Raw genomic sequence first — 25,560 nt, 5'->3', positions numbered from 1 at the left:
AAAATAGTGAGAAAAAATCGTGCCATAAAAAAACAAGGCACTAATTTTTTGTTAAAGATGCACACCGTGAAGGATTGTAAACCTTTTTAGTATTTTTACATCAATAATAAAAACAAGGATTACAATGTCTCAACGCCCTTTAATTTTAGTCACAAATGATGATGGTATCACTGCACCTGGATTGCGTACTTTAGTTAAAATTATGAATGGAATCGGAGATGTTGTTGTTGTTGCACCAGATAGCCCTCAAAGTGCAATGGGACATGCAATTACTATTAATTCTACATTACATATTGAAAAGGTTACAATTGATGGAAACCAACCTGAGTATAGTTGCTCTGGCACCCCTGCAGACTGTGTGAAATTAGCTGTAAATGAAATTTTAGACCGAAAACCAGATATTTGTGTATCTGGTATTAACCATGGCTCTAATTCTTCAATCAATGTAATATACTCTGGCACCATGAGTGCAGCCTTAGAAGCCGGAATAGAAAGTATACCTGCCATTGGTTTTTCACTTCTAGATTACAATTGGAGTGCCAACTTTGAGCCAAGCGAATCATTTGTTGAAACTATTACGAGAGAGGTCTTAAAACACGGACTACCAGATGGTGTTGTCTTAAATGTGAATATTCCAAAACTTCAAAAAAAGGAAATAAAAGGAATTAAAGTATGTAGGCAAGCACGAGCAAATTGGAAGGAAGAATTTGATAAACGCACAAATCCTATGGGTCGCGAATACTATTGGCTAACGGGAAAATTTGTAAACATGGATCATGGTGAAGATACAGATGAATGGGCTTTAGCAAATGGATATATTTCAGTTGTACCAGTTCAATTTGATCTTACAGCACATCATACCATTCAACGCTTAAATACATGGCAACTCAATAAAGAAGACAACTAATAAGTTTTTAGCATGAAGTACTATATAGTTGCAGGTGAGGCCTCGGGAGATTTACACGGATCTAATCTCATGAAAGCACTCTATAAGCAAGATGAAAAAGCAGACATAAGATTTTGGGGTGGCGATTTAATGCAATCAGTTGGTGGAACTTTGGTTAAGCATTATAAGGAACGTCAATTTATGGGTTTTGCTGAAGTGATTATTAATCTCAGAAAAATTCTAGGCCTTATAAAGTTTTGCAAAACGGATATAGCTTCATTTAAACCTGATGTAATAGTATTCATTGATAATTCTGGTTTTAATCTACGTATTGCAAAATGGGCAAAGCAACAAGGATTTAAAACGCATTATTATATTTCTCCTCAAGTTTGGGCATCTAGAGTCAAACGAGTTGAAAAAATTAAAAGAGATGTAGATGCCATGTACTGCATCCTTCCATTTGAAAAGGAGTTTTACGAAAAGTACAGCTATAAAGTTAATTTTGTTGGGCACCCCTTAATAGATGGAATAACCGATAGACCACATGTAAACGAAAACGAGTTTAGAAAATCAAATAATCTAAGTAGCAAACCAATTATTGCATTGTTACCTGGTAGCAGAAAACAAGAAATTACCAAAATGCTTGGAGTGATGTTAAGTTTGGTTAATGACTTCGAAGATTATCAATTTGTTATAGCCGGTGCACCAAGTCAAGATTATGAATTTTACAAGCAATTCATAAAACAAGATAATGTTAGTTTTATATCTAATAAAACATATGATTTGTTAAGCATATCTAATGCTGCACTTGTAACATCTGGCACTGCCACATTAGAAACAGCATTGTATAAGGTGCCTCAAGTAGTATGTTATAAAGCAAATCCAATATCCTATCATATTGCAAAACAAATAATAACATTAAAGTATATTTCGTTAGTGAATTTAATAATGGACAGAGAAGTTGTTACGGAACTAATACAAGGGGATTTAAATAAAGAGCAATTGACAAAGGAGCTTAAGGCAATTTTAAATTTTGAAAAGCGTGAACAACTATATTTGGATTATTATGAGCTAGAGCAGAAACTCGGTGGAAAAGGTGCTAGTGACAAGGCTGCCAAATTAATTTATGAAGCAATTTCTTAGTATGAAACAACTACTACTTATTATCCTTATGGCTTTGTGCCTGAGTAGCTGTAAGTCAAAAAAGAAATATACAGCCTCTAAAACATCAACTAAAATTATAAATGTTACTACTACCAACAAGCCTACTAAAGAAGCCAATGCCATTGTAAAATACGCTAAGTCATTTAATGGCACACGTTATAAATATGGAGGTACAACAAAACGAGGTATGGACTGCTCTGGTTTAATCTATACCAGCTTTAAGCAACATGAAATTGATTTACCTAGAACTACTAGTGATTTAAAATCTGCAGGTGATTGGATAGATCTTAAAGAGGTTAATGTTGGTGACCTTGTGTTTTTTGCCACCAAGAAAAATTCTCGAAAAGTAAATCATGTTGGTATTGTTACTGAAGTGCGTACTGGTAATGTTGAGTTTATACATGCTTCTAGCAGTAAGGGCGTAATGGTTTCTTCTCTAGCAGAACGCTATTGGTATTTTGCCTTTGTACAGGCGAGACGCGTATTATAATACTTTTCTTATTTTAGAGCTTCATTTCAATGAATCTCCTCAATTTCAATATCATTAAACTTACGTTTTGTCTAATTCTTGGCATAGTACTAGCACATTATTTGAAACTAAATCAAAATCTGATTTTACTTACTACAACTGTATTATTAGTTGCAATTGGGATAATACTGTTAATACTAAAAAATAAAATTGACAGACTACCTTTTTTTGGCGCTCTCACTTATCTATGTATGATTGGTATTGGTATTAATGCCTATAACTTACAAGATCAAAAAACTAAAACCTCTCACTATAGCCATAAAATACTAGAAGATAAAAACAACATATTCATTTTCAAAGTTGTTGGGCGACTTAAGTCAGACGCCTATAACGATAAGTATATCGTAAAAATAAAGTCGATCAATAATCAGGAGTCATCTGGGAAAATACTAATTAATATAAAACATGACAGTCTAAAAAGCACACTAGGTATTGACGATATTGTATTTGCCTCAACAATTGTTAATGATATTCAGAAACCATTAAATCCGTATCAATTTGATTACAGGAAATATTTAGAGCTAAAACAAGTTTACCATCAATTGTATTTAAATTCAGACGCTCTTAAGATTATAACTAATAATAAAACCACTATCTACGGATATGCTGATAAATTGAGAGTGGCAATTAATAAAAACCTGATTGAAGCTGGTTTTAAGAATGATGTTTTAGGTATCATTAATGCGCTTTTATTAGGTCAAAGACAATCTATAGACAAGAGTATTTATAATAGTTATGTCAACTCAGGGACAATACATATTTTAGCAGTCTCCGGCTTACATGTTGGTATCCTATTATGGATACTTAACTTCATTCTTAGACCATTTTTATATCTTAGAAATGGCAGGATATTAAGGCCTTTGATTATCATTATTCTATTATGGTCATTTGCAGTTATTGCCGGTTTATCACCCTCAGTTACAAGAGCAGTTACTATGTTTAGCATTATTAGTATTGCTATGCATTACAAACGACCAACAAATATTTACAACACGCTCTTCATCTCGGCATTTTTAATATTATTATTTAAACCTATATTTTTGTTCGAAGTTGGTTTTCAATTAAGCTATTTGGCAGTTTTTGGAATTGTCAGTTTCCAACCCATATTATATAAACTATGGAAACCAAAGTTTTTAATTCCTGACAAACTATGGCAAATATTCACGGTAACATTAGCAGCCCAAATTGGAGTTGTTCCAATTAGTCTGTTTTATTTTCATCAATTTCCTGGTCTATTTTTCATTTCTAATCTTGTAGTTATTCCATTTTTAAGTCTAATACTTGGGTTTGGTTTATTTGTTATCATTATGGCATTACTAGATGGGTTGAATAAGACTATTGTTGATGTTTATAGTTTCATAATTGAGTTATTAAATGATTTTATTAGTTGGATTGCACAATTTGAATCTTTTCTATTAAAAGATATTCCTTTTACTATTTTTCAGGTATTGTTGGCTTATTTAATTGTTGTAGGAGCTATACAAACCTATAAGAAGCGTGTTTTTAAATGGCTAGCTATTTGTTTTATAGGAGTTATTGGATTTCAGGTCATACAATTAAATACCAAACATCATTCATTAAGTGATGTATTTATCGTTTTTAATAAAAGTAGATTTACAATGATTGGACAAAAACTAAATAGTCAATTAATAGTCCATCACAATTTAAACTCTGAAAAAAGGAAATATGATAATGTTATATCAAATTATAAGATCGGTGAATCTATTTCTGAAGTTGTTGAGGATAGCATTCAATATTTATATAATTTCCAAAACAATAAAATCTTAGTAATTGACAGTCTTGGAGTATACAAAAATTTGAGTTTTAAACCAGATATGATACTATTGAGAAACTCACCAAAAATTAACCTAAACAGACTAATTGACAACATCAACCCCAAACTTATTATTGCTGACGCAAGTAATTTTAAATCTTATGTATTTCGCTGGAAAAGTACATGTGAAGACAAAAAAATCCCTTTCCATTATACCAATGAAAAGGGAGCTTTAATTTTAAAATAAAATATACTTATTGCGCCTTAAACGATGGTTTAAAGGCTCTGTAATAATCGTTAAATGCTTCTTGAGTTGTCATTTCCTTATGCTTATCTTCTCCAAACAATTTTAGGTATAACTCTAATTGCTGTGGTTTTAAATACCCAGTAACCGGTGTTAAATAATTAGCCTCTTCATCAAAAAACAACATTGAAGGATATCCACTTACCTTTAAAAATTTAGCAAACTGGTGCACTCCGTTACGTCTATTGATCTTTGCTGGATCAAAATTGGGATTACTAAATGTTTGTTCCTTAAAATTAACTGTAGAATTGCCTTCAGCATCAAATTTAACGGCATAGTAGTTTTCATTTACATAATCAATCACATCAGGATTATGAAATGTATTTTTATCCAATAATTTACATGGCCCACACCAATTGGTGTAAACATCCATAAATATCTTTTTGGGTTCTTTTTTCTGTAATTCTAATGCCTCCTCAATGGTAATCCAATTAATTTCACCTTTGGTCTCTGTAGCAGTATTTTGTGCGGACACCAATGACCCAAACATTAAGAAAGCAATTATGTATTGTAGCCTTTTCATATTTCGATTTGTTGCAATATTCGTTTCGAACTTACAAAAAATGCTCCAATACAGGAGCATTTTAAGTTTTTTTAACGGTTATACATTAACGTACACCGTGCATTAATCGTTTTAATAATGGATGTAACGCAAAAGATACTAGACCCAATACAATAGGTACAATTGTAAAGATTAAAAAGAAATATGACAAACCGCTTTCGTTTGTTATTTTCTCTATATCACCCCCTACATAATGCGCCATTTTGTTTCCAATTGCAATTGCCAAATAGTACACACCAAACATAAATGCTACCATTCTCGCTGGCACAAGTTTACTCAGGTAAGACAATCCCATTGGTGACAAACATAATTCACCAAGTGTGTGGAATAAATAAGCTAAAACTAACCACATCATACTCAATTTAGCAGTAGATGCACCTAGAGGCACATTTCTTGTTGCAAATGCCAGAAAACCAAATCCTATGGCCATTATTATTAATCCCAAACCATATTTTACGGAAGCTGGTGGATTGTATTTGCTATCCCACCATTTCGTGAATAATGGTGCAAAAATTATTATAAATAATGAGTTTAAAATGGCGAACCATGTTACAGGTACTTCTGTCTCAGTTGCCTGATATTCGGTATATAATTTAAAAATAACAATAGCCCAAACTATTAAGAAACTGATTCCTAAAACAATATTAGAAAAACTAATTCTATTAAATGTCTGTCTAAAGAGACTTAATAAAACATAAGTAATTATGGCTAATGGCACAACTGTAACTATTAAATCTACAACTTTAAAAGTTGTTGCGGCACTACCGACCAATAATCTATCCGTAAAATCTCTTGTGTAAAGTGGTAATGAACCTGCTGCTTGCTCAAACGCTGCCCAGAAGAAAATAGTGAATATACAGAAGATAGTAAAAGCAATCATTCTGTCTCTCACAACTTTTTCATATCTAGGTATTCTCACAATAAGTATAACAATAAAGAGAAGTGCAGCTAGCAAGGCAAAAAACAGAGAATCTGTCATCCCAGCAATATCAAAACTAAGCACATTAATGTTACCTATTTTACTTAATGGATCATTAACAATAAATATCAATGCGGAAAGAACAAAAATGGTAATTAAAACATAGTCTATCGTTACAAACTTATTAAGCTTACCACTGATTTTTTCTTTCGTGTCATCTAGATTATCGGTTAGGGTATCAATTATGCCTTTATCTTCGTCTTTAGGCTTTGCTCCAACATCACCGAATAGCGGTTGGGCATAATAAAATTGAACCATACCTAAAAACATAAAAATACCGGCTAAACCAAATCCATAACTCCAACCAACTTTTTCACCAACCCAGCCACAAAGCATTATTCCAATGAATGCTCCTGCATTTACACCCATATAAAAAATGTTGTACGCACCATCTTTTTTATCGTCGTGCCCCTCATACATTTTTGAAATTATTGAGGTCATATTAGGCTTAAAAAAACCATTTCCTAATATTAAAAGCGCTATACCAATATAGAGAAAAGTAGGTGTTTCTACAGCCATGGATGCATGTCCTAAAGTCATTAGAAGTGCACCTATAACAACTGCAAGTCTGTACCCAATCTTATTGTCAGCTAACCACCCACCAACTATCGGTGTAAGGTATACAAACATGGCATAAGTACCTAAAAGCGACAAAGCCGCAGATTTATCCCAGCCCCAACCAGGATTATCTCCAGTAACCACTCCGGTTAGAAAAATAACAAGGATTGCACGCATTCCGTAATACGAAAAACGCTCCCACATTTCAGTAAAGAATAAAACAAACAGACCTGCTGGATGTCCCATTACCTTTGTCGCGAAAAAATTTTCGGATGAAGTACTCATAAAATAGATTGTTTAGTTAGTTAAGAAAAACCCTTTTGCAATACTATTGAATAAGGGTTTGTTATTTTAATATTTAGTTATTGATGTCTGGATCTGCAAGCTCATATTTCTCAGCTTCAAGCATTTCGTGCTCATCATCTTCAGCACCATGTGTAAGGCTTTCTAATTTATTTCTGAACACCATTACTAATAATCCGAATATAACGCAGAATACTGCAATTCCCGTAAAAATTGTGAATTCACCTAATTTTTCAGAAGCCTCACCTAGTAGTCCAGCTAATTTATTTCCGAATCCTGTCATTGCAAAATAAACACCCATCATTAACGAAGCATACTTTATAGGTGCCAATTTTGTTATATAGGATAATGCGACTGGAGATATACATAGTTCACCAATAGTATGGAATAAATACGCAAGTACTAACCAATACATAGCAGATGCCCCTGAATTCTCATATTGACCTGCAGCTGCTGTCATAAAAAAGAATCCTGTACCCATTATAATCAGACCTACGATCATTTTAAATAATCCCGTAGATAGTTTTCCTTTTAATTTTCTACTAGCCCAATACCCAGCAACTGAAGTACCTAAAAAGATAATAAACATAGCATTAAGTGATTGGAACCAAGATGCTGGTACTTCCCAACCCATTAGCATACGATTGGTTTTTTCTGATGCGTAGATATTCATTAATCCACCTGCTTGCTCAAAAGCACCCCAAAATACTATTACAAGTAAGAACGATATAAAAAGTACAATTACTCTATCCTTTTCTATTTTAGTAAGAGGTTTATCCATTGCCTCTTTTTCTACTTTGTTCTCAGAAGCACCAAGGAAATTACCTACTTGTGTTAAATATTTCATACCAGCTAAATACTGAATTAATCCAGCTGCCATTCCGATTCCCGCAAGTCCAAATCCATAATGCCAACCGTGTACTTCTCCAACATATCCAACAATTAAACTTGATAAAAACGCACCTACATTAATACCTATATAGAAAATTGTGAACCCCTTATCTCTTCTGATATCACCTTGTTTATAAAGACCACCAACCATAGTTGAGATATTAGGTTTTAACATACCAACACCAGCTATGATTAAACCTAAACCAGAATAAAAGGCCCAAAGTTGCTCAACAGCCAAAATACTGTGACCTGCAACTAATAAAATTCCACCATATAGTACTGATTTCTTCTGACCTAAAAATTTATCCGCTATCCAACCACCTGGAATAGATGCTACATAAACTAACATGGTATACCATCCATAAAGCGCCAATGCTTCACCGTTTGTCCACCCTAATCCTGCATTATCACCAGTTGATTGCGCCACTAAATACAATACGAGTATTGCTCGCATTCCATAATAGGAGAAACGTTCCCACATTTCGGTAAAAAATAAAACGAATAATCCCACTGGATGCCCAAATAGCTCTTTTTGGTATGGTTGTTTAATTAATGTTGACATATTATATTATTTAATTTAGTTAGTTATTAGTTATCCTTTAATATTCAAAGACTCTTGCTCCTTCTCCACTCTAGTTTCACGCTTATCACCCAAAGTTTCATGGATGAAGTTTGTCATTTTTTTATAAAGATGTAGTCTTGTATTTCCGCCGTAAATACCATGATTTTTATCTGGATAAATCATCCATTCAAATTGTTTATCTGCTTGTATTAGAGCCTCAACCATTCTCATTGTATTCTGCATATGTACATTATCATCACCTGTTCCATGTATTAACAAGAAATCACCCTTCAATTTATCAACATGGTTAATTGGAGAATTTTCGTCATAACCACTAGGATTTTCTTGTGGTGTCGTCATATACCGTTCTGTATAAATTGTATCATAAAACCTCCAACTTGTGACAGGTGCAACAGCTATTGCCATATTGAAGACATCATTTCCTTTGAAAAGTGCATTGCTACTCATAAAACCACCATAACTCCATCCCCAAATTCCGATTCTAGATTCATCAATATAAGGTAATTCTCCTAGTTTCTTTGCAACAGCTATTTGATCTTCCACTTCGTATTTACCCAGTTCATTTTGAGTTACCTTTTTAAACTCTGCGCCTTTAAAACCTGTTCCCCTTCCATCTACGCAAACAACCACATATCCATCTTGAGCAAGCATTTGATACCAATAATCGTTAGTTCCGTTCCAGCGATTTGCAACAGACTGAGATCCAGGACCAGAATACTGATACATAAAAAGTGGGTATGTTTTACTATCATCAAAATCTGCGGGTTTAATCATCCACATATTGAGATCATTACCATTCACATTTATTGTCGAGAACTCCTTTTTAGAGGTCTTATAGTCACCTATTTTTTGAGCAAGCTTATCATTATCCTTAATGCTTTTTACCACTTCACCAGATTTTGCAATGTTCAATGTGTATTCAGGTGGTGTGGTAGCACTTGAATGTGTGTTGATAAAATAAGTGAAATCAGCACTGAATGAGGCACTGTTAGAACCAGTAGTTTTGGTTAGTCGTTTTTTACTCTTGCCATTAAGTTTAATTGAATAAACATCTCTATTTATAGATCCATTTTCAGTGGACTGAAAATAAATGGTATTTGCCTTTTCATTAAAACCATAATAATTGGTTACTTCCCAATTACCATTCGTTACTTGATTTATTAACTCTCCCTCTCTAGAATAATGGTAAATATGATTAAAACCATCATTCTCACTAGTCCAAATAAAACTATTATCCTTTAAAAAGGTGAGATCAAATGTCACATCAATATATGCTTTGTCTTTTTCTGCCAGCACTAATTTGGATACTTTAGAACTCGTATTAATCATCCAAAGATCAAGTTCGTTTTGGTGTCGGTTCATGTATTGAGCACTCAAAACATTGGCGTCATTAGTCCATTGAAGCCTTGGTATGTAAAAATCATTATAAGATTTATCTACCTTTATTTCGCTTAATTTTTTAGTGTTTAGGTTATAAAGAAGTAAGGACACAATAGAATTGGTTTCACCAGCCTTAGGATACTTAAATACTTGTTGTGTCTGGTATAAATCAGAACCATAAACATCCATTGAAAATTCAGGTACGCTTGTTTCGTCAAATCTTATAAATGCTATTTGATTGCTGTCTTTGTTCCAATCAAAAGCTCTAACGAAACTAAATTCTTCCTCATATACCCAATCTGTTATTCCATTGATAATTTTATTCTTTTCGCCATCAAAGGTTATTTGCTCCACCTTACCAGTTGTAAGATCCTTCACATACAGGTTATTTTTATATCCATATGCAATTTTTGAAGCATCAGGTGATAATGTTGGCTCTTGAACAAATTCCTCTGAAACTTTTATCAAAGACTTATCGTTTATATCATATACATAATATTCACCTAATCTTGAGCGTCTAAAAACAGGCACTTCGTTTGTAGTTAATATTACTTTAGACTCGTCTAGGCTAAAGGTATAATCAAAAAAACCTTCAATATCTTCTATTTCTTCAGAAGACACTAAGGTTATTTCTTTTTGCAAGGTTTTATAATCGTAAATATCTATGGTTGAGTTTCTTGTCTGTCTATCAAAATTCAAAATTGAATATTGCTTTCCGTTTTTCATAGAATGAAGGGCTTGCATTCCCTCTGTTCTAAATGTGCCACTCCATATTTCTTCAAGTGTTATTTGTTTATTTTGACAGTAAATTAAAGAAGTAGTAAGAAAGCCAATAATAGCTAGAGCATATTTCAAATTCATATATACAATTTACAAAATAACGATGTCAAGTTTACTAAAAATTATGCAAAAAACCGCCTTTATTAAGAGTAAATACGCAATAATGGAAGTAAAAACACATGTTTTATGGTAATCCTCAGTATCTTTGTGTTTTTCAAAAATTAATGGATTATGCCTAATAGGATAGCAGGCTTTTCAAAGCTTTCAAAAACAGAAAAGATTGAATGGCTTCTAAATACATATTTCACCAATATTGAAGCATCGAGAGATCTTATAAAACAATATTGGAATACCAATAAGAAATTACAAAAGCTTCATGACGAGTTTATTGAAAATACAATAACCAATTATTACTTACCTCTAGGAATTGCGCCGAATTTCTCTATCAATGATTCATTATATGCCATACCTATGGCTATTGAAGAAAGTTCAGTTGTTGCAGCAGCCAGTAAATCTGCTAAATTTTGGTTGGAGCGAGGCGGGTTTAAAACAAAAGTTATTTCTACTGTCAAAATAGGGCAAGTACATTTTATTTACAATGGTGATTTTGATAAGCTTAGTTCTTTTTTTGATAGTGTTAAGCCAAAACTAATTGAATCTACCAAAGACATAACAAAAAACATGGAGCGACGTGGTGGTGGCATATTAGATATTGAGTTGAGAAATAAAACTACAGACATTGATAATTACTATCAATTACATGCTACATTTGAAACTCTTGATGCGATGGGTGCTAATTTCATTAATTCTTGCTTAGAGCAATTTGCAAGTACGTTGAAAGATGAGGCGTTGATCTATGATGATTTTAGTGAAGAAGAAAAATCTATTGATATTGTTATGAGCATCTTATCTAACTATGTTCCAAATTGTTTAGTTAGAGCAGAGGTTTCGTGTGCTATTGACGATTTAAAAAGTAAGGATATACCAAATCCAGAAATTTTTGTGAGCAAATTCAAACAAGCCGTTAATATCGCAGAAGTAGAACCATACAGAGCAGTAACACATAACAAGGGAATAATGAATGGTATAGATGCGGTTGTTTTAGCTACTGGCAATGACTTTAGAGCGGTTGAAGCAGGTGTTCATGCATATGCAACAAGAGAAGGTAAGTACTCAAGCCTAACACATTGTACCATTGATGATGGCGTTTTTAAATTTTGGCTTGAGATACCACTTGCCTTAGGAACCGTTGGTGGGCTAACCAGTTTACATCCTTTAGTAAAATTCTCTTTACAAATGCTTAAAAATCCAACAGCAAAAGAACTAATGCAAATAGTAGCCGTAGCTGGATTAGCTCAAAATTTTGCTGCTGTTAAATCCTTGACAACAACAGGAATTCAGCAAGGCCACATGAAAATGCATTTAATGAATATTTTAAATCAATTTGAAGCAACTTCAGAAGAGAAAACTAATTTGATAGAACACTTTAAAACAAATACCGTTACTCACAGTGCTGTTGTAGAGGCTATAGAAAATCTTAGACGTTAATTTGAAAACTTTTAGAAGCAACGGCAAATTATTACTTACAGCAGAATATGCTGTACTTGATGGCGCCATAGCTTTGGCAGTCCCAACTAAATATGGCCAGAGTCTAGAGATTACTGAAAACAATACTAACAACATTATCTGGAAGAGTTTTAATGAATTGAATGAGGTCTGGTATGAAGACAGTTTTGTTTTAAATAAAGGGATTGAATATTATAACGAAGACGCTAAAAATCCAATTTCAGATCGATTACTTCAAATATTAAAAGCAGTTCAAAAGCTTAATCCAGTTTTTGTTAAAAACAATCTTGGATATAATATAACAACAAAACAAGATTTCAATAGATTATGGGGACTAGGAACCTCATCTACACTAATAAATAATATTGCTAATTGGGCTAATGTAAATGCGTACAAATTATTGGAATTAACCTTTGGTGGTAGCGGTTATGACGTTGCATGTGCTCAGAATAACAGTCCAATTACCTATCAATTGAATTCTAAATTCGATCCTAAAGTTGAATCTGTACATTTTAGACCATCCTTTTCTGATAATCTTTATTTTGTTTACTTAGAACAGAAACAGGATAGCAGAGATGGTATTGCCAAATACAAAAGCAAGGGCGAATTGAATTATTCAGTTTTAAATGAGATTAACTTAATTACTGAAAAAATTATTGATGCTGTTACAATTGAGGAATTCAATCAGCTTTTAAATCTGCATGAGGGTATTATATCAAAGCTTATTGATGCAGAACCAATAAAAACACGCTTATTCAGTGACTACAATGGTAATGTTAAAAGCCTTGGTGCTTGGGGTGGGGATTTTATATTAGCCACATCTCTGACAGATCCTACCAAATACTTTAATTCAAAAGGTTTTGGCACGATAATACCGTATTCGAAAATGGTAAAATAAAAAAGCCTCACATTACTGTAAGGCTTAATATTTAAATTTACTAAATACTTTTAATATACTGTTTTAGCTCTATTGTCTTCAATATCTGCTGCATTTTCTAATGCTTTATATACCTTAGACTGAACCGTATTTCTAATCTCGTTATTTAACCTATTAATGATAGCATTATAGTTATCTAATGTGGTAGCATCATTAATTTTAGTTACCTCAACAACGTAAACACCTCTATCACCATTAATTGGTTTAGAAGTTCCTCCTTCTGCAATACCAAATGCTGCGCCAACCACTTTTGGTTCAACACCTGCGCCAGATAAAGTAGTATTTTTAATTGTAAGGGCCGCAGCAGTACGTGGGCTTTGCCCTTGGTTTGAAGCTATTTCATTAACCGTGGTTGCTGTGATTTTCTCACGAATCAATAGTGCTTTCTTTTGTTTTCTGATTTCGGGTAAGGCTGTAATTGAAGCATCTTCAACACTCATTAATCCTTCTTCGTTCTTCTCAACTAATTTTACCACTACAAATCCAAATCCAGAAATTGGGAAATTTTTATAATCATTTACATCTGTATCCTCCTCAAATGCCCATCTTACAATTTCCCTTTGGCTACCCAAACCAGGAATATTTTCATCTAATTCCTTAAAGGTAATTGGCTTCACCGTTAATTCACGCTCTTTAGCTAGCTCGTTAAAATCAGCTTCCTTGGCGGCAATTTCAAATTTAGACATCTTGTTAAATACGTCTTGAAGCGTTTGCTCTGATGGTTCAATTTTATCAGCTATAGTTGCTAATTTATATGTCTTGTTTAAAGATTTTTGTTCTAACACTTCAATGACGTGATAACCAAATGACGTACCAACAACATCAACATCACCAACCTTATTATCAAAAGCATATGCTTTAAATTCTGGAGCCATACCTGCATTATATGCAAACTCTATTTCTCCATCTTGCTCATTACTTACTTTATCAGAGGATAACTCTAGCAAATCTATAAACCTTTTACGTCCAGTTTTAATCTCAGCTAGGATACTATCAGCTGTTTTCTTAGCCTCTTCTGGTGTTTTTGTAACTGAAGCATCTGCTCTCTGTCCACCAACATAAGGAATTAATATATGGCGCACTTTAACAGAATCTGGTAATTGCTTTACTTCTACTAATTTTGATAACTTGTAATATTCTCCATCTTTGTAAGGACCATAATAATCACCTACCTTTAATTTCATTAGACTGTCCTTAGCAACACCTGGCAACTGTGCTTCTCTTAAGAATGCATCACTGTATTTAATATCTGAATAATAATTAACGAATTCCTCAATATCATTAGCATTATCAAAACCTGGTATTGTGTCAGTGTTTTTACTGCTATCGTTGTATTCTAATCTGTCAGATTTAAGACCAAGTAAATCTACTTTGATTTTATCCTCGTCTGCAGTTGATGCTTCTTCCTTAAACTCAACATAAACAAGTTCTCTACTAGCATCAACTTTAAACTCATCCTCATTATCCTTAATGTACTCTTTTACGTCTGATTTTGAAACTTTAACCAAACTATCTGCAATACTCATGTAAGGTATTTGCACATAACGAACATCTACTGTTTTGGCATCACCAAAATAATCATCCTCTGCTTCAGTAATTGTTGTACCGATACCTGCCTTAATTAAATTGTAATATGATTGCTGTACAGCATTTGAAGCTATAGTTTGCTCATTATTAGCCCAGCTTTCATAATTAACCATGAAATTACCTAATGGAGCAGTTTCACCATTAAGATCTTTAAGGTTTGCAATAAATGCATTCAAACGATTTACATCAAACTGACCATTTTCATCTTGGAATTCTGGATATGATGAGAAACTAGTTTTTAACAAATCTCTCATTTCATCTATCTCAACAACTAATCCTAATTCTTCGAATTCTGTTTCTAATAAAATTTTACGTAATTCTTGGTTGTAGATTGCGTTCATTGCCTGAGTAGATGTTTGTCTACCTCCAGACCTGTCTTGATAATTTTTAACTTTCTGTTGAAAGTCTGTTCTATTAATATTCTTGCCATTAATGGTTGCAATAACATCTTGATTTCCTCCTGATAATGCATCCGAATTTTTGAATAAATCACCAATTACAAAGGCAAATAATGCCATTGCTATTACAAGGATTAAAACGAGTGAACGTTGTCTAATTTTATTTAAAACTGCCATAGTCTCTTAATTTGCTATAAATAAGTCTGCGAAAATAGCATTTTCTAGTAAATAATAAAAGGAGAATTCTAGTTTTTACACCAGTTGACTGGATTTATTCTGCATCTATAATTTTAAGTAAAACCACATCAATTTTTGTACTCGATACTTCCTCAATCGTAAATTGGAAATTATCGATTTGAACATTATCTTTTTCTTGTGGAATTTCTTGTGCCACGTGCACAATCAAACCTCCTATGGTTTCATAATTTTCACTCTCAGGTAGATTTAACTTATAAGTCTCGTTTACGTAGTCTACCTCTAACCTTGCAGAAAATCTAAAGTGTGAGTAATCAATTTGCTCTTCAGTCAATTCTATTGTATCATGTTCATCTTCAATTTCTCCAAATAATTCTTCAATGATATCCTCAACAGTCATAATACCACTAGTACCTCCATATTCATCAATTACAACGGTCATACTCCTACTTTTTTTAATTAGAATATTTAGTACATCTTTTATTAAAATAGTCTCAGGTACAAAGCTTACGGGAATAATGATTGAACCTATATCTTTTGGTTTTTTAAACAATTCAAAAGCATGGACATAACCCAATATATCATCAATATTATCCTTGTACACGATAATCTTAGTTCTTCCTGTTTCAATAAAAAGATTAGTAAGATTTTCAATGGACTCATTAATATCTACCGCTGTAATCTCAGTTCTTGGTATCATTACTTCACGAGCCTTAACTTCTGAAAACTCGAGTGCATTCTGAAAGATTTGTATTTCGCTATCAACCTCTTCATGGTCTTCAACAGCTTCCATTTGTTCGCTAATATAATTACCAAGCTCAATCTTAGTCATAGGAAGTACCACATCCTCACCTTTTGTTTTGAAAACATGCTTTAAAATTATATCTGATAGCCAAATGACAAAATCTGATATTAAGGAGAAAATCACATAAAAAACATACATAGGAAATGCTAAAACTTTCAATAGGGTATTAGCATAAATCTGAAAGAAAACCTTAGGAAGAAACTCAGCGGTTATTAAAATAACTAAAGTAGAGATAACCGTTTGGGTGAATAACTGCAGATCCACAAGTAAATACTCCAGTATCAAACTATCATTTGGCAACATTGACTGAAACCACCTTACCAAAACATCACCCATTTTTAAACCATATATAACCAATGCTATGTTGTTGCCGATTAGCATAGTGGCGATATATTTTGATGGTTTTGCTGTAAGTTTAGTTAAAACCCTGCCTAAGAAATCTCCTTGTTTTTTCTCTAACTCTATATGGATTTTGTTAGAGGACACGTAGGCAATTTCCATACCTGAAAAGAATGCTGACAGTAGTAAAGAAATTACAATTATGACTATATCAGTAGTCATCAATTATTGTTTGTTTCGATCCTCGAATTTTTTCCTGAACTTCTTTCTAAAAAAGAACATAAAAACAGCTAATCCAGTAAAAAGGAAGCTTAAATAAGCACTATTTCTATCGTTACTCCATTCAGAAATACCCTTGTAAAGAAATAGAAACGCAATTACCAAATATGCGTATTGGAAAAATTTTAATAATTTCATTATTTAAGAAAATCGATTATAGAACAAAGATAGTCAATTATCAATTTCAAAATCACCACCCATTTCTAACATCTGAAAATTCTTAAAATCTTTGTCAGAATCAAAACCATTTCCATGTAAAGGTCCATATGTAAAAGGCTGGTTTGTAAAAACCCACTCTAACTTTTCATTGTAATAAAGCTGGTCAGTCAACAAGGTATCTTTTTCATGTGTAGCTATAATCACATTATCCCTAAGATCTATAATATCAGTATCGTTGTAGATGATTGCATAGTCAGCAAAAATTTTTGTTTGCTTATTATCTTCGCCATACACAATGAGCTCTATACCTTCTGGGAATTCAGAAAATGAGAAATTTCTGTTGGAATAATCTAGCATTTTGGAACTTAAAAGATTTGCCAAGAGCTTAACAGAGTCACTATCATACTCTGAGTATTTTAAATCTATGTTCTCAGCTTCACCTACAGGCTGATTTTGAAGCACACCTACTTTTTGTACTTCATCAAAATTATTTTTACATGAAAAAAACAAAGTCACAGCAATTGCTATGACTAAGTTCATGAATATATATATTTTATTTGATTTCATTAAATGTTTGGCACCTTTACAGAACGCCCAATCCAACAACCTATTTGTATAGTTTGACCTGCATTACCTTTTGTAAAGATATCTGCTGTAGACGGTGCACTAGCTCTATAACTTGTTGCAGTTTGTGACGCCGCTTTTCTTAAACGCCCATCTACACGTCCAGCTTTTTCAGCCGTACTTGCTGCTAACCAAAATACTGCTCTTTTACTAAAGTTGTCCGTACCACAGTTATTAGCACTCTTAGCATACATATTTGCGATTTTCAAATATGGTGAACCATCAGAAGGATTAAGTTTTATCGACTCCATAAAGTATTGTCTTGCTCTACTATAACTTCCTTTCTTTCTGAAATCATCAGCTAATTTCTTATAAAGCTTTGCTTTTCTAAGTTTGTCTGTCTCTAACTGAATAGTTTGATCAAAATACTTTTGCTCATTAGTGAGTAAGTAAAGGTAAAATGCAGTATCTGCATTTGGCTCAATACTATTTTTCTGTTCAACTAACTTCAAAAATAATGGATCATCCTTACAACCTTTAGTAAACATTCTGTTCATTGCACGTTGTAACCAAATCGTATTGTTTTTATTTTCTTCAAAGTCTTTTTGATATAACGGAATTAATACTTCACAGTTTGCCCTTTGACCTAACTTGGTATCCATACTAGAAGTTACTTTTTCAAATGCTCCAAGGTTAGCCTCATAATTCTTCTTGTATCTACCTTCCTTTTTTGTTAATATAGCCCCACCATCTTCTTTTTGAACAAGCTTATTTAATTTCTCAGTATAGCTTTTTTCAAGTTTCTCAATAACTTCAATTACATCATCATACTTATCGAACATTTGTTGTGCCGACTTCTTTTTAGCGTCGTATAAATCTACTATTAAGGAGAAGTAAGTATATAACCCCTGTGCACTTTTAAAGTTTGTAACATCCTTAGTGTACGCAACATCAAACATGTTATAAATTTTATCTGCCGAAGCATTAAGCTCTTTTCTATACTTATAAGTTAACTGAGCTTTGTCAGACTCAACTTCACCAACTGGATATTTAGATGCAAAGTTCTCTCTTGCCTGATCCCAAAGTAAAATTAAATCATTAATATGTGCTACTTGCTCTGCACCAGAAGAATTACTAATCTTATGTTTTAAAATCTTCTCTCCATGAGCATATATGGCCCTGTTGAATTTTGGACATTTGTTGCGAACAATAGTCCAAGGTCCATATGCATCATCATATTTCTTACTCTTAACATAACTATCAAATATTGATAGATTGTTCATACACTCTTCGTCTTGTTGAGCCACACATAAGTTGAAGCCCATAAAAAGGGCAATCATCAATAATGTAATTCTCGTCTTCATCTTTATTATTTATTGTTAGTTATACTTTCTTTGTTGAAACCATCTTGAGTTCAAAGATAAACTTACATTGAAATTTATAAAATTCTCTTGAATTAAGTTTTCATTTGTAGTACCACGCTGACCCAATTCTATGCCTAAATTAGCATTTGAAAATAAACTTCTGTCGCCAACTGGTAAACCTAAACCAAAAGATATGCCAAACTCTTTGATCGACTGATCTTTTATTACTAAACCTGTGTTTGCAAAGTTAATACCTGCACGATAAACGACACGCTTAAAATAGCCAGAGAACGCGTCATAGTTAGGAATATAGAATCCTCCAAACGCTACTCCCGATGAGTTTTCATAGCTAGAAATATCACTACCAAATATTGGATTTGAAAAATTACTAGTGTTTCTGTAGGTATATTCACCACCAACAAACCACTTTTGTGGTTTTCCAATACCAGCACCAATTGATATCCTCGAAGGAATGGTAACTTTTGTTTGTTTTAATCCTTGCGACTCCAAATCATCATCTAAAGTATTTCTTATTAGCTCACTACCACTAAATGAATCAAACAACAAGGTAGAAAATGACCTTTCGTTATTTGATGTTAATTCACTTTCAGGAGAATAAGTTGCTGTTGTAGAAAGTTCTAGTTTACTATTCAACATTGTTTTAAATGACAATCCAAAATTTAAATTCAATCCACTAACATCAGAACGCGTATTCTGTCTTGTTTGATACTGAACTATCTCGCCCTCTGATGTATACTCAAAAGCTAATGCAGAGTTTTCAATAGTTCCAAAATTATAATTTAAATCTACACCAATGCCTAATGATTTTGACAATTGATATCCAAATCCGGCAAAAACTCTATTTGTACCACCCTCTCCATTAAATCTATAAATAAGGTCTCCATCGTCGTTGATATCATCTATCTTATACCCCACAGATGTGTATGGCAAAAGACCAAATCCAAATCCTAACTTTCTTCCTAATGGTACCGAAAGTGCAAGATAATCGAAAATAGCAGAGTTAGTTTTTACATCAGAATTATCTCCTATTAAACCTACTTCAGATACTGTACCAGCAACTGTGAACTTTACAGGCCTACTTTCTCCATCGAAAGGATAAGCATCTACGTTTTTACTAACATAAGATGCAGGATTTTTCAAATTAACATGGATACTGTCTAAGTACACACTGATTCCTCCCATACTTCTGTTTTCTACAGTTCCTTTAAATTTTAAACTTCCAATACCGTAAAAAGAATAAGGTGAAGCCGTTCCTTGCTGAGCAAAAGAACAAGAACTAATAATTGTAATTGCTATTACAATAAGTCGTTTTATCATTATTTTGTGTTATAGTCTAGGAGGAAATTCAACCCTTCCAATAGAAAATTTGAATTCGCAAATATGCTATTTTTTAATTGGTTTGACAAAAAATTGGCATCACCTCCTGTTAAAATAACTGTTAAATCTTGATGATTTTCTTTGTAATACTCAACTAGACCATCAATTTCCTTTAAAACACCAATTATAACACCAGAATGAATTGAATCTTCTGTAGAGTCACCAATAATTGATTTTGGTTGGCTTGTTACTAATAACGGTAGATTTGCGGTTAAATTATTTAATGCTTTATATCTTAATGTAACACCAGGAGATATAGCACCTCCCAAGTATTCATTTTTATTAGTTTTAAAATCATAAGTAATACAGGTACCAGCATCAATAATTAAAACATTTCTATCTGGAAATTGGTCCACTGAAGCACTAACCAATGCAATTCTGTCTACTCCCAAGGTTTTTGGGGTCTTATATGAATTCTTAAATGGTACTTTGAGCTCATGACTTAATTCTAAAACTTCTAAATCTTCTTCAATAGTTTCCAATTGTTTCTTAGAAAGGCGACCTACAGAAGAAACGATGGCTCTTTTAATAGTTGGATACTTTTTTTTAAGGTTTTTGTATTGCTTTTTAAACTCAGGCAATTCAAAACTAGTTTTGCATTCTAAATTATTTCGCTTATAAACAGCGAATTTCACATAAGTATTTCCAACATCTACTATTAGATTCATATAAGGAATGTATCAGGCAAATTTATAAAATCAATTTTTACATTTTTCTTTTTGTGAATAATAAAATTGAATATATATTTGCATCCGCTTCAATAAGCTACTGGTGCCTTAGCTCAGTTGGTAGAGCAAAGGACTGAAAATCCTTGTGTCCCTGGTTCGATTCCTGGAGGCACCACCATCAAAAAACCGATTCAATTGAATCGGTTTTTTTGGTTTTATAAATTTGTAAACATCTCTATTCACCTTTTAATATTGAAAAACTATTTAGCGACGTGATCAGCTAATTTTTGGCAGTATTTACCAAATCTTAAATCAGGTTTTAATTAGAATTAATCAATTATAACCTTTTTAATTTTGGAATATTCCCCAGCATTGACTTTAACAATATAAATGCCTTGTTTTAAGAAGTTAACGTCTATCTCATTATATATAATAGAGGTATTCAACTCTTTATTTAAGACCATTCTTCCCTGCAAATCATAAATGCTTAAATCGGTCTTATGGTCCAATACGCCTTTAATAACCAATGATTTAGATTTTGGAATGCAGTAGATATTAATTCTGTTTAAAATTGCATCTGAATCTGATAAAGTATTTGTTTGAAAATGTAAAAAATATCTACCTAGACCAGTGATTGAATTATCTATGTAAGAAGCATAATTTCCAGTACTTAAAGAGGTAAAAGTATTTTCTATTGTATCCTCTAAATAAACATAAATATTATTTGGCAGACTACTAGTCTCGTCTAAACTAATCACAATTGATTGTCCGTTAGTAGCTTTAATCCCCAATGGTACAACAACATCATACACATCGTTAAATGAAAGGGCCTGATTATACAATTTTAAATTAGAATCACCTTCAATAACGTTGGTGAAAATATCGTAATTATCTGAGTCAAAAACCGCTGTATCATAACCGTAATCTAATCCTGACGTTGCATTTGACCTAAAATATAAATTGGTTTTAAAATCACCCTCATTACTGTTTAGCTTAAGAATCGCACTGAATGAGGTCTCATTTCGCCCTACTATAAAGTCATCTGATGACCCAACTCTTCTCATTGACGGCTCAAAAGTCACAGAAGGAGAAGGATCTGCACCATTTAGAGCAAGTTTAGTTTTTACAAAAAATGCTTGGCCTGGTGCGATTTGATTACCATTGTTACCATCCCAGACTGTCCATCCATCACTGACATCACCATCAAAACCATAAATAGCTACATAGCCAGTTTCTAAAACTCCATCACTAATTAATTGAGAATGAAATGTGTCAAAATCTACATATGATGGGTATGGGTTACCAATCAAATTCCAAGACCCACTGTTAACATCTGCTCCTACTGGTATATTAATTGATTTTGGTCTATTTAAAGGCTGACCGGTAAAAGTTAAATTAGTATTAGGTGTATTTGTAGCTATTCTAAATCCTTGGCCAGAGTTCAATTTTAACTCAGTGTCTGAATCGTAGTTTTCATAATTACCAGAATCGTTATTAAATGGTGCAATAGCATAAACCGTAGGATTTGAACCTTGAGAAAGTATTAATCCTGAATTATCATTTGTAAAATCAGCTAAATTTTGCCCATTTAAAGGTGGGGAAATTAAATCATTATCATTTGCCAAAACATCATTAGTGTATGAATTTACGTGTCGTTCATATTTAACCACACCTGAAAGACCACCATTTAAAATCAAACTAGAAAAAGAGCTAGAGGTTGACTCAAGTATTAATCCGTTATTAGCATCATTTGTTGTTAAATTTACACCAGAATTTATGATTAATCCTGCGCCAGGTTCAATTGTAACCGCATTACAAGATGTATTACTATCTATTATTGCACTTCCTGATTGGATTATAATTGAAGCATCTGTTTTAAAACCATTTGGATTTGCCGGAGACCAGGAACCATCAAATACGTAAGTGATTCCCTCATCAACTATACCATCACAATTATTATCTCTACCATCAGCAATTTCACTTGCATCAGGATTAATAGCATTAATATCATCATCACAATCTCCTATAGGTAAAACTGTAGCGGTGAATCCTGCACCTGGATTAGAACAGCTCAAGGTTTTTGAATTGGCATAATTATCAGAATCCCCATCAAAATAAAATGTCTTAACGGCATCTTCTATCTGAGTGCCAGAAATAGCAGAGTCATAAACAGCAACAGCATCCATTTTTCCTTTAAAAAAATTATCATCAGTATTACCAAAACTATCTGCACCACCAATTTTAGCGCCTATTCCACTCCCATTATGATTTCCTACAGATGTCGGAACCGTTGTTGTAGAGGCGGCAATTACTCCGTCAATATACAAGGATAAATTATTGTTACCACCATCATAAATAAATGCTACATGATGCCACTCACCATCATCAGATAAAGGAGAACTTATTAATGCGGGATCAGTCCCTTGAGCATTCACTGTTAATTGTAGATCAGAACCATTTAATCTAAGTGCTATTCCCTTTGTTGAACCACCTTCATCAAAGATATTTTGTATTCCAGAATGGCTTGCGGGTTTTATCCAAGCGGAAAAACTTTTTTCACTAAATGGGGCCCTAAGAAAAGTTCCAGGATTGCCATTATCCGAATATTCTATACTTGAATTACCATCAAATACAAACGATCTATCTCCTTCTTTAAAATCTGTGGTACTATATTCCATCTCACCAACAGTAACAAATGCATTATTTGAATTTATGGAATCATCTGTTCCAAAAGTGAGATCAAAGTTCCAAAAAGCGTCTGGTGAACCTATGGCACCACAAGATGTCATAATTACAACTGGACTTGGTAAAGGAGTTATAATTCCAGGCGTGTCAATCACTAAATCTCCATCTATAACCGATGTTGAAGTACTGCTTCTATACATTGGTAATGGTGCGTTTGTATTGACTAAATGATCTCTCATTTCACTAATCATATCATTAGCTATATCAATTATAATTTGGTCAGCACTTGGCAATAGGTTGGTTGTTTCATTTAAGTCAGTAGCTAGATTATATAATTCATATTCACTGTTTTCATAAAAATGCATTAGTTTATAATCTCCCTTTCTAACGACAGTTACAGGTCTGGAATCACGTTTGGTATCTATTAAATATCCTGGATGGTGCCAAAACAAAGCTTCCCTTGGCATTGAAGCACCATTTGTTAACATTTGCCACTGGCTTTCGCCGTCTATATTATATTCACTAGGCAGAGTACCTCCAGCAGCTTCATTGGCCCCTGTAAAAGATGAAAAAGTACCAATATCACTTGGTAATGTTCCGCCTGCAGCTTCTACAAATGTTGGATACAAATCAAAGGCAACTACGGGTGTAAGATTTACAGTACCCTTGTTCATTAGCCATGGTGCCTCAGACCAGGCAAATGTAACTGAACGAATACCACCTTCATAATATTCTCCCTTCATTCCCCTCAAAGGAGTTTGTCCTTGCTTTGCAGCAGACCTTTTAATTGCATCTCCATTGTCAGAAACAAAATAAACTAAAGTATTTGCAGACAATTTATTACCGGGATTTCTCGGGTCATCTGTTGTTTTTAAATAATCTACAAGCCTGCCAATAGCTTGATCCATATGTTCAGCTAGAGCTGCTTGTCCTGGGTGACTTTCATGATTAAATAGCCCTTCGAAATCATCATCATTACCCAAGATATCATCTGGTCCATTTGCTTTGTCCTCATATTTAGCCCTATAATCAGGTCTTGCATCAGTTGGATTAAATGGTCCGTGAATTGCAAAATTGCTGAAATGCATGAAAAATGGTTCGTCATTGTGATTATCCATAAATTCAAAAGCTGCTTCCACCATCGCATCAGTAACGTGCTTGGCAGTACCCGTTAAATCTACACCATAGCCAATTGAAAGATTATTATTCGAATAGGGATCCGCATATTGGTCAAGTTCAGGACCAATTTGATCACCAAAGTAATAAGGTTCAGTCAATGAACGTGCAAAATATCCTCCTGTTCCTCCTTGACTACCAGGTCCGCCATCAGTACCCCCACCAAAATTATAATCAAAACCTTGATCTGTAGGCGCATTATTCGAAGTATTTACGTCTTCATACTCTCCCACATGGTATTTTCCAAAATGTGCTGTTTTATAGCCAGCTGTAATTTTTAATGTTTCAGCTAGAGTTATTGCACTTTTAGGTATTTCATCTATATTATCGTTTGATGCTAATCCCATGTAGGGACCAATTAAATTTGAATTTGAAGCTGTATTACCGCGGTTTAAATCATATACAGTAAATACATTATTATGAGGTCTTGCAGCATATTGACCGCTCAAAATAGCTGCTCTTGTTGGAGCGCAATTGGCCCCATTAACATATCCATTGGGAAATGCTATGCCTTGAGAGGCTAATAAATCAATATTAGGAGTTTCAAAAAAATCACTAGGATTATTGTTTGTTAAAGCACTGTTGCTAACTTGATTCCACCCCATATCATCAGCAATTATTAAAACAATATTAGGTTTTGGATCAGTTTGAGAAAAGCAAGTAAAATTATAAATAAATAATATTAAAATAAGTAGGAATTTTTTCATAAGGTTAGTGAAATTACAAAATTTTAACATGCGAATATAA

Annotated in this window: 18 protein-coding genes and 1 tRNA gene; 7 read left to right on the top strand and 12 right to left on the bottom strand. The window is 33.2% G+C overall.

Annotation, left to right across the window (positions count from 1 at the left end):
* The first annotated feature begins 124 nt into the window (after positions 1-124).
* Genes surE through DUZ96_RS12660 form a run of 4 tightly spaced genes read left to right on the top strand, consistent with a single transcriptional unit; the run spans position 125 to position 4,600 of the window.
* Entirely contained in the window at positions 125-907 is a 783-nt protein-coding gene (gene surE / locus DUZ96_RS12675; RefSeq protein WP_114302300.1) for a 5'/3'-nucleotidase SurE, read from the top strand.
* 12 nt (positions 908-919) lie between these two features.
* Positions 920-2,029 (top strand): lipid-A-disaccharide synthase, encoded by a 1,110-nt coding sequence (lpxB, locus tag DUZ96_RS12670; protein WP_114302299.1) that lies wholly within the window; start codon positions 920-922, stop codon positions 2,027-2,029.
* Position 2,030: 1 nt separating this feature from the next.
* Positions 2,031-2,540: a C40 family peptidase gene (locus DUZ96_RS12665; RefSeq protein WP_114302298.1), complete on the top strand. Its 510-nt coding sequence runs from the start codon at positions 2,031-2,033 to the stop codon at positions 2,538-2,540.
* Between the two features lie 29 nt (positions 2,541-2,569).
* A complete protein-coding gene (locus tag DUZ96_RS12660; protein ID WP_114302297.1) occupies positions 2,570-4,600 on the top strand; it encodes a ComEC/Rec2 family competence protein in 2,031 nt (676 codons plus the stop codon).
* 7 nt (positions 4,601-4,607) lie between these two features.
* Here DUZ96_RS12660 and DUZ96_RS12655 read toward each other — a convergent pair whose 3' ends face one another.
* The 4 genes from DUZ96_RS12655 to DUZ96_RS12640 form a co-directional block, all read right to left on the bottom strand.
* Positions 4,608-5,180 carry a thioredoxin fold domain-containing protein gene (locus tag DUZ96_RS12655; RefSeq protein ID WP_114302296.1) on the bottom strand — a complete coding sequence of 191 codons (573 nt, stop codon included), beginning with the start codon at positions 5,178-5,180 and terminating at the stop codon, positions 4,608-4,610.
* Positions 5,181-5,265: 85 nt separating this feature from the next.
* Positions 5,266-7,041 (bottom strand): peptide MFS transporter, encoded by a 1,776-nt coding sequence (locus DUZ96_RS12650; protein WP_114302295.1) that lies wholly within the window; start codon positions 7,039-7,041, stop codon positions 5,266-5,268.
* A gap of 73 nt (positions 7,042-7,114) precedes the next feature.
* Positions 7,115-8,512, bottom strand: coding sequence for a peptide MFS transporter (locus tag DUZ96_RS12645; RefSeq protein WP_114302294.1), 1,398 nt, complete (start codon positions 8,510-8,512; stop codon positions 7,115-7,117).
* A 30-nt stretch (positions 8,513-8,542) separates the two neighbouring features.
* Positions 8,543-10,774, bottom strand: coding sequence for a S9 family peptidase (locus DUZ96_RS12640; protein WP_114302293.1), 2,232 nt, complete (start codon positions 10,772-10,774; stop codon positions 8,543-8,545).
* A gap of 150 nt (positions 10,775-10,924) precedes the next feature.
* Between DUZ96_RS12640 and DUZ96_RS12635 the strand changes: the two genes are divergently transcribed.
* Positions 10,925-12,241, top strand: coding sequence for a hydroxymethylglutaryl-CoA reductase, degradative (locus DUZ96_RS12635; RefSeq protein WP_114302292.1), 1,317 nt, complete (start codon positions 10,925-10,927; stop codon positions 12,239-12,241).
* A gap of 1 nt (position 12,242) precedes the next feature.
* Positions 12,243-13,157, top strand: a complete 915-nt coding sequence (locus DUZ96_RS12630; protein ID WP_114302291.1) for a GYDIA family GHMP kinase — start codon at positions 12,243-12,245, stop codon at positions 13,155-13,157.
* A gap of 50 nt (positions 13,158-13,207) precedes the next feature.
* On the opposite strand, the gene DUZ96_RS12625 is transcribed toward DUZ96_RS12630, so the two are convergent.
* The 7 genes from DUZ96_RS12625 to DUZ96_RS12595 form a co-directional block, all read right to left on the bottom strand.
* Entirely contained in the window at positions 13,208-15,358 is a 2,151-nt protein-coding gene (locus DUZ96_RS12625; RefSeq protein ID WP_114302290.1) for a peptidylprolyl isomerase, read from the bottom strand.
* A gap of 94 nt (positions 15,359-15,452) precedes the next feature.
* A complete protein-coding gene (locus DUZ96_RS12620) occupies positions 15,453-16,742 on the bottom strand; it encodes a hemolysin family protein (RefSeq protein WP_114302289.1) in 1,290 nt (429 codons plus the stop codon).
* Positions 16,743-16,745: 3 nt separating this feature from the next.
* Entirely contained in the window at positions 16,746-16,937 is a 192-nt protein-coding gene (locus DUZ96_RS12615; RefSeq protein WP_181855285.1) for a hypothetical protein, read from the bottom strand.
* Between the two features lie 33 nt (positions 16,938-16,970).
* Positions 16,971-17,498 carry an LPS export ABC transporter periplasmic protein LptC gene (gene lptC, locus DUZ96_RS12610; protein ID WP_258774391.1) on the bottom strand — a complete coding sequence of 176 codons (528 nt, stop codon included), beginning with the start codon at positions 17,496-17,498 and terminating at the stop codon, positions 16,971-16,973.
* Positions 17,499-17,524: 26 nt separating this feature from the next.
* Entirely contained in the window at positions 17,525-18,886 is a 1,362-nt protein-coding gene (locus DUZ96_RS12605; RefSeq protein ID WP_114302286.1) for a lipopolysaccharide assembly protein LapB, read from the bottom strand.
* A gap of 15 nt (positions 18,887-18,901) precedes the next feature.
* A complete protein-coding gene (locus DUZ96_RS12600) occupies positions 18,902-20,224 on the bottom strand; it encodes a hypothetical protein (protein ID WP_114302285.1) in 1,323 nt (440 codons plus the stop codon).
* A complete protein-coding gene (locus DUZ96_RS12595) occupies positions 20,224-20,952 on the bottom strand; it encodes a type III pantothenate kinase (protein WP_114302284.1) in 729 nt (242 codons plus the stop codon). The genes DUZ96_RS12600 and DUZ96_RS12595 overlap by 1 nt, the downstream gene beginning before the upstream one ends.
* A 102-nt stretch (positions 20,953-21,054) precedes the next feature.
* Between DUZ96_RS12595 and DUZ96_RS12590 the strand changes: the two genes are divergently transcribed.
* Positions 21,055-21,130, top strand: a tRNA-Phe gene (locus tag DUZ96_RS12590).
* Positions 21,131-21,281: 151 nt separating this feature from the next.
* Here the strand turns inward: DUZ96_RS12590 and DUZ96_RS12585 are convergent.
* The gene (locus DUZ96_RS12585) at positions 21,282-25,520 is read right to left on the bottom strand and encodes a sulfatase-like hydrolase/transferase (protein ID WP_181855284.1); all 4,239 of its coding nucleotides are present in this window, start codon (positions 25,518-25,520) and stop codon (positions 21,282-21,284) included.
* Positions 25,521-25,560 lie beyond the last annotated feature (40 nt).

Origin of the sequence: Winogradskyella sp. KYW1333 (genome assembly GCF_003335675.1) — a bacterium.
Classification (GTDB): Bacteria; Bacteroidota; Bacteroidia; order Flavobacteriales; family Flavobacteriaceae; genus Winogradskyella.
The sequence above is the reverse complement of the archived record's forward strand: the minus strand, read 5'-3'. Positions and strand labels throughout refer to the sequence as shown.

Coding starts and splice junctions, on each gene's coding strand:
- DUZ96_RS12585 (WP_181855284.1), bottom strand. CDS start 25,520: ATGAAAAAATTCCTACTTATTTTAATATTATTTATTTATAATTTTACT.
- DUZ96_RS12655 (WP_114302296.1), bottom strand. CDS start 5,180: ATGAAAAGGCTACAATACATAATTGCTTTCTTAATGTTTGGGTCATTG.
- lptC (WP_258774391.1), bottom strand. CDS start 17,498: ATGAACTTAGTCATAGCAATTGCTGTGACTTTGTTTTTTTCATGTAAA.
- DUZ96_RS12665 (WP_114302298.1), top strand. CDS start 2,031: ATGAAACAACTACTACTTATTATCCTTATGGCTTTGTGCCTGAGTAGC.
- DUZ96_RS12620 (WP_114302289.1), bottom strand. CDS start 16,742: ATGACTACTGATATAGTCATAATTGTAATTTCTTTACTACTGTCAGCA.
- DUZ96_RS12640 (WP_114302293.1), bottom strand. CDS start 10,774: ATGAATTTGAAATATGCTCTAGCTATTATTGGCTTTCTTACTACTTCT.
- DUZ96_RS12625 (WP_114302290.1), bottom strand. CDS start 15,358: ATGGCAGTTTTAAATAAAATTAGACAACGTTCACTCGTTTTAATCCTT.
- DUZ96_RS12650 (WP_114302295.1), bottom strand. CDS start 7,041: ATGAGTACTTCATCCGAAAATTTTTTCGCGACAAAGGTAATGGGACAT.
- DUZ96_RS12645 (WP_114302294.1), bottom strand. CDS start 8,512: ATGTCAACATTAATTAAACAACCATACCAAAAAGAGCTATTTGGGCAT.
- DUZ96_RS12605 (WP_114302286.1), bottom strand. CDS start 18,886: ATGAAGACGAGAATTACATTATTGATGATTGCCCTTTTTATGGGCTTC.
- surE (WP_114302300.1), top strand. CDS start 125: ATGTCTCAACGCCCTTTAATTTTAGTCACAAATGATGATGGTATCACT.
- DUZ96_RS12660 (WP_114302297.1), top strand. CDS start 2,570: ATGAATCTCCTCAATTTCAATATCATTAAACTTACGTTTTGTCTAATT.
- DUZ96_RS12600 (WP_114302285.1), bottom strand. CDS start 20,224: ATGATAAAACGACTTATTGTAATAGCAATTACAATTATTAGTTCTTGT.
- DUZ96_RS12615 (WP_181855285.1), bottom strand. CDS start 16,937: ATGAAATTATTAAAATTTTTCCAATACGCATATTTGGTAATTGCGTTT.
- DUZ96_RS12595 (WP_114302284.1), bottom strand. CDS start 20,952: ATGAATCTAATAGTAGATGTTGGAAATACTTATGTGAAATTCGCTGTT.
- DUZ96_RS12635 (WP_114302292.1), top strand. CDS start 10,925: ATGCCTAATAGGATAGCAGGCTTTTCAAAGCTTTCAAAAACAGAAAAG.
- lpxB (WP_114302299.1), top strand. CDS start 920: ATGAAGTACTATATAGTTGCAGGTGAGGCCTCGGGAGATTTACACGGA.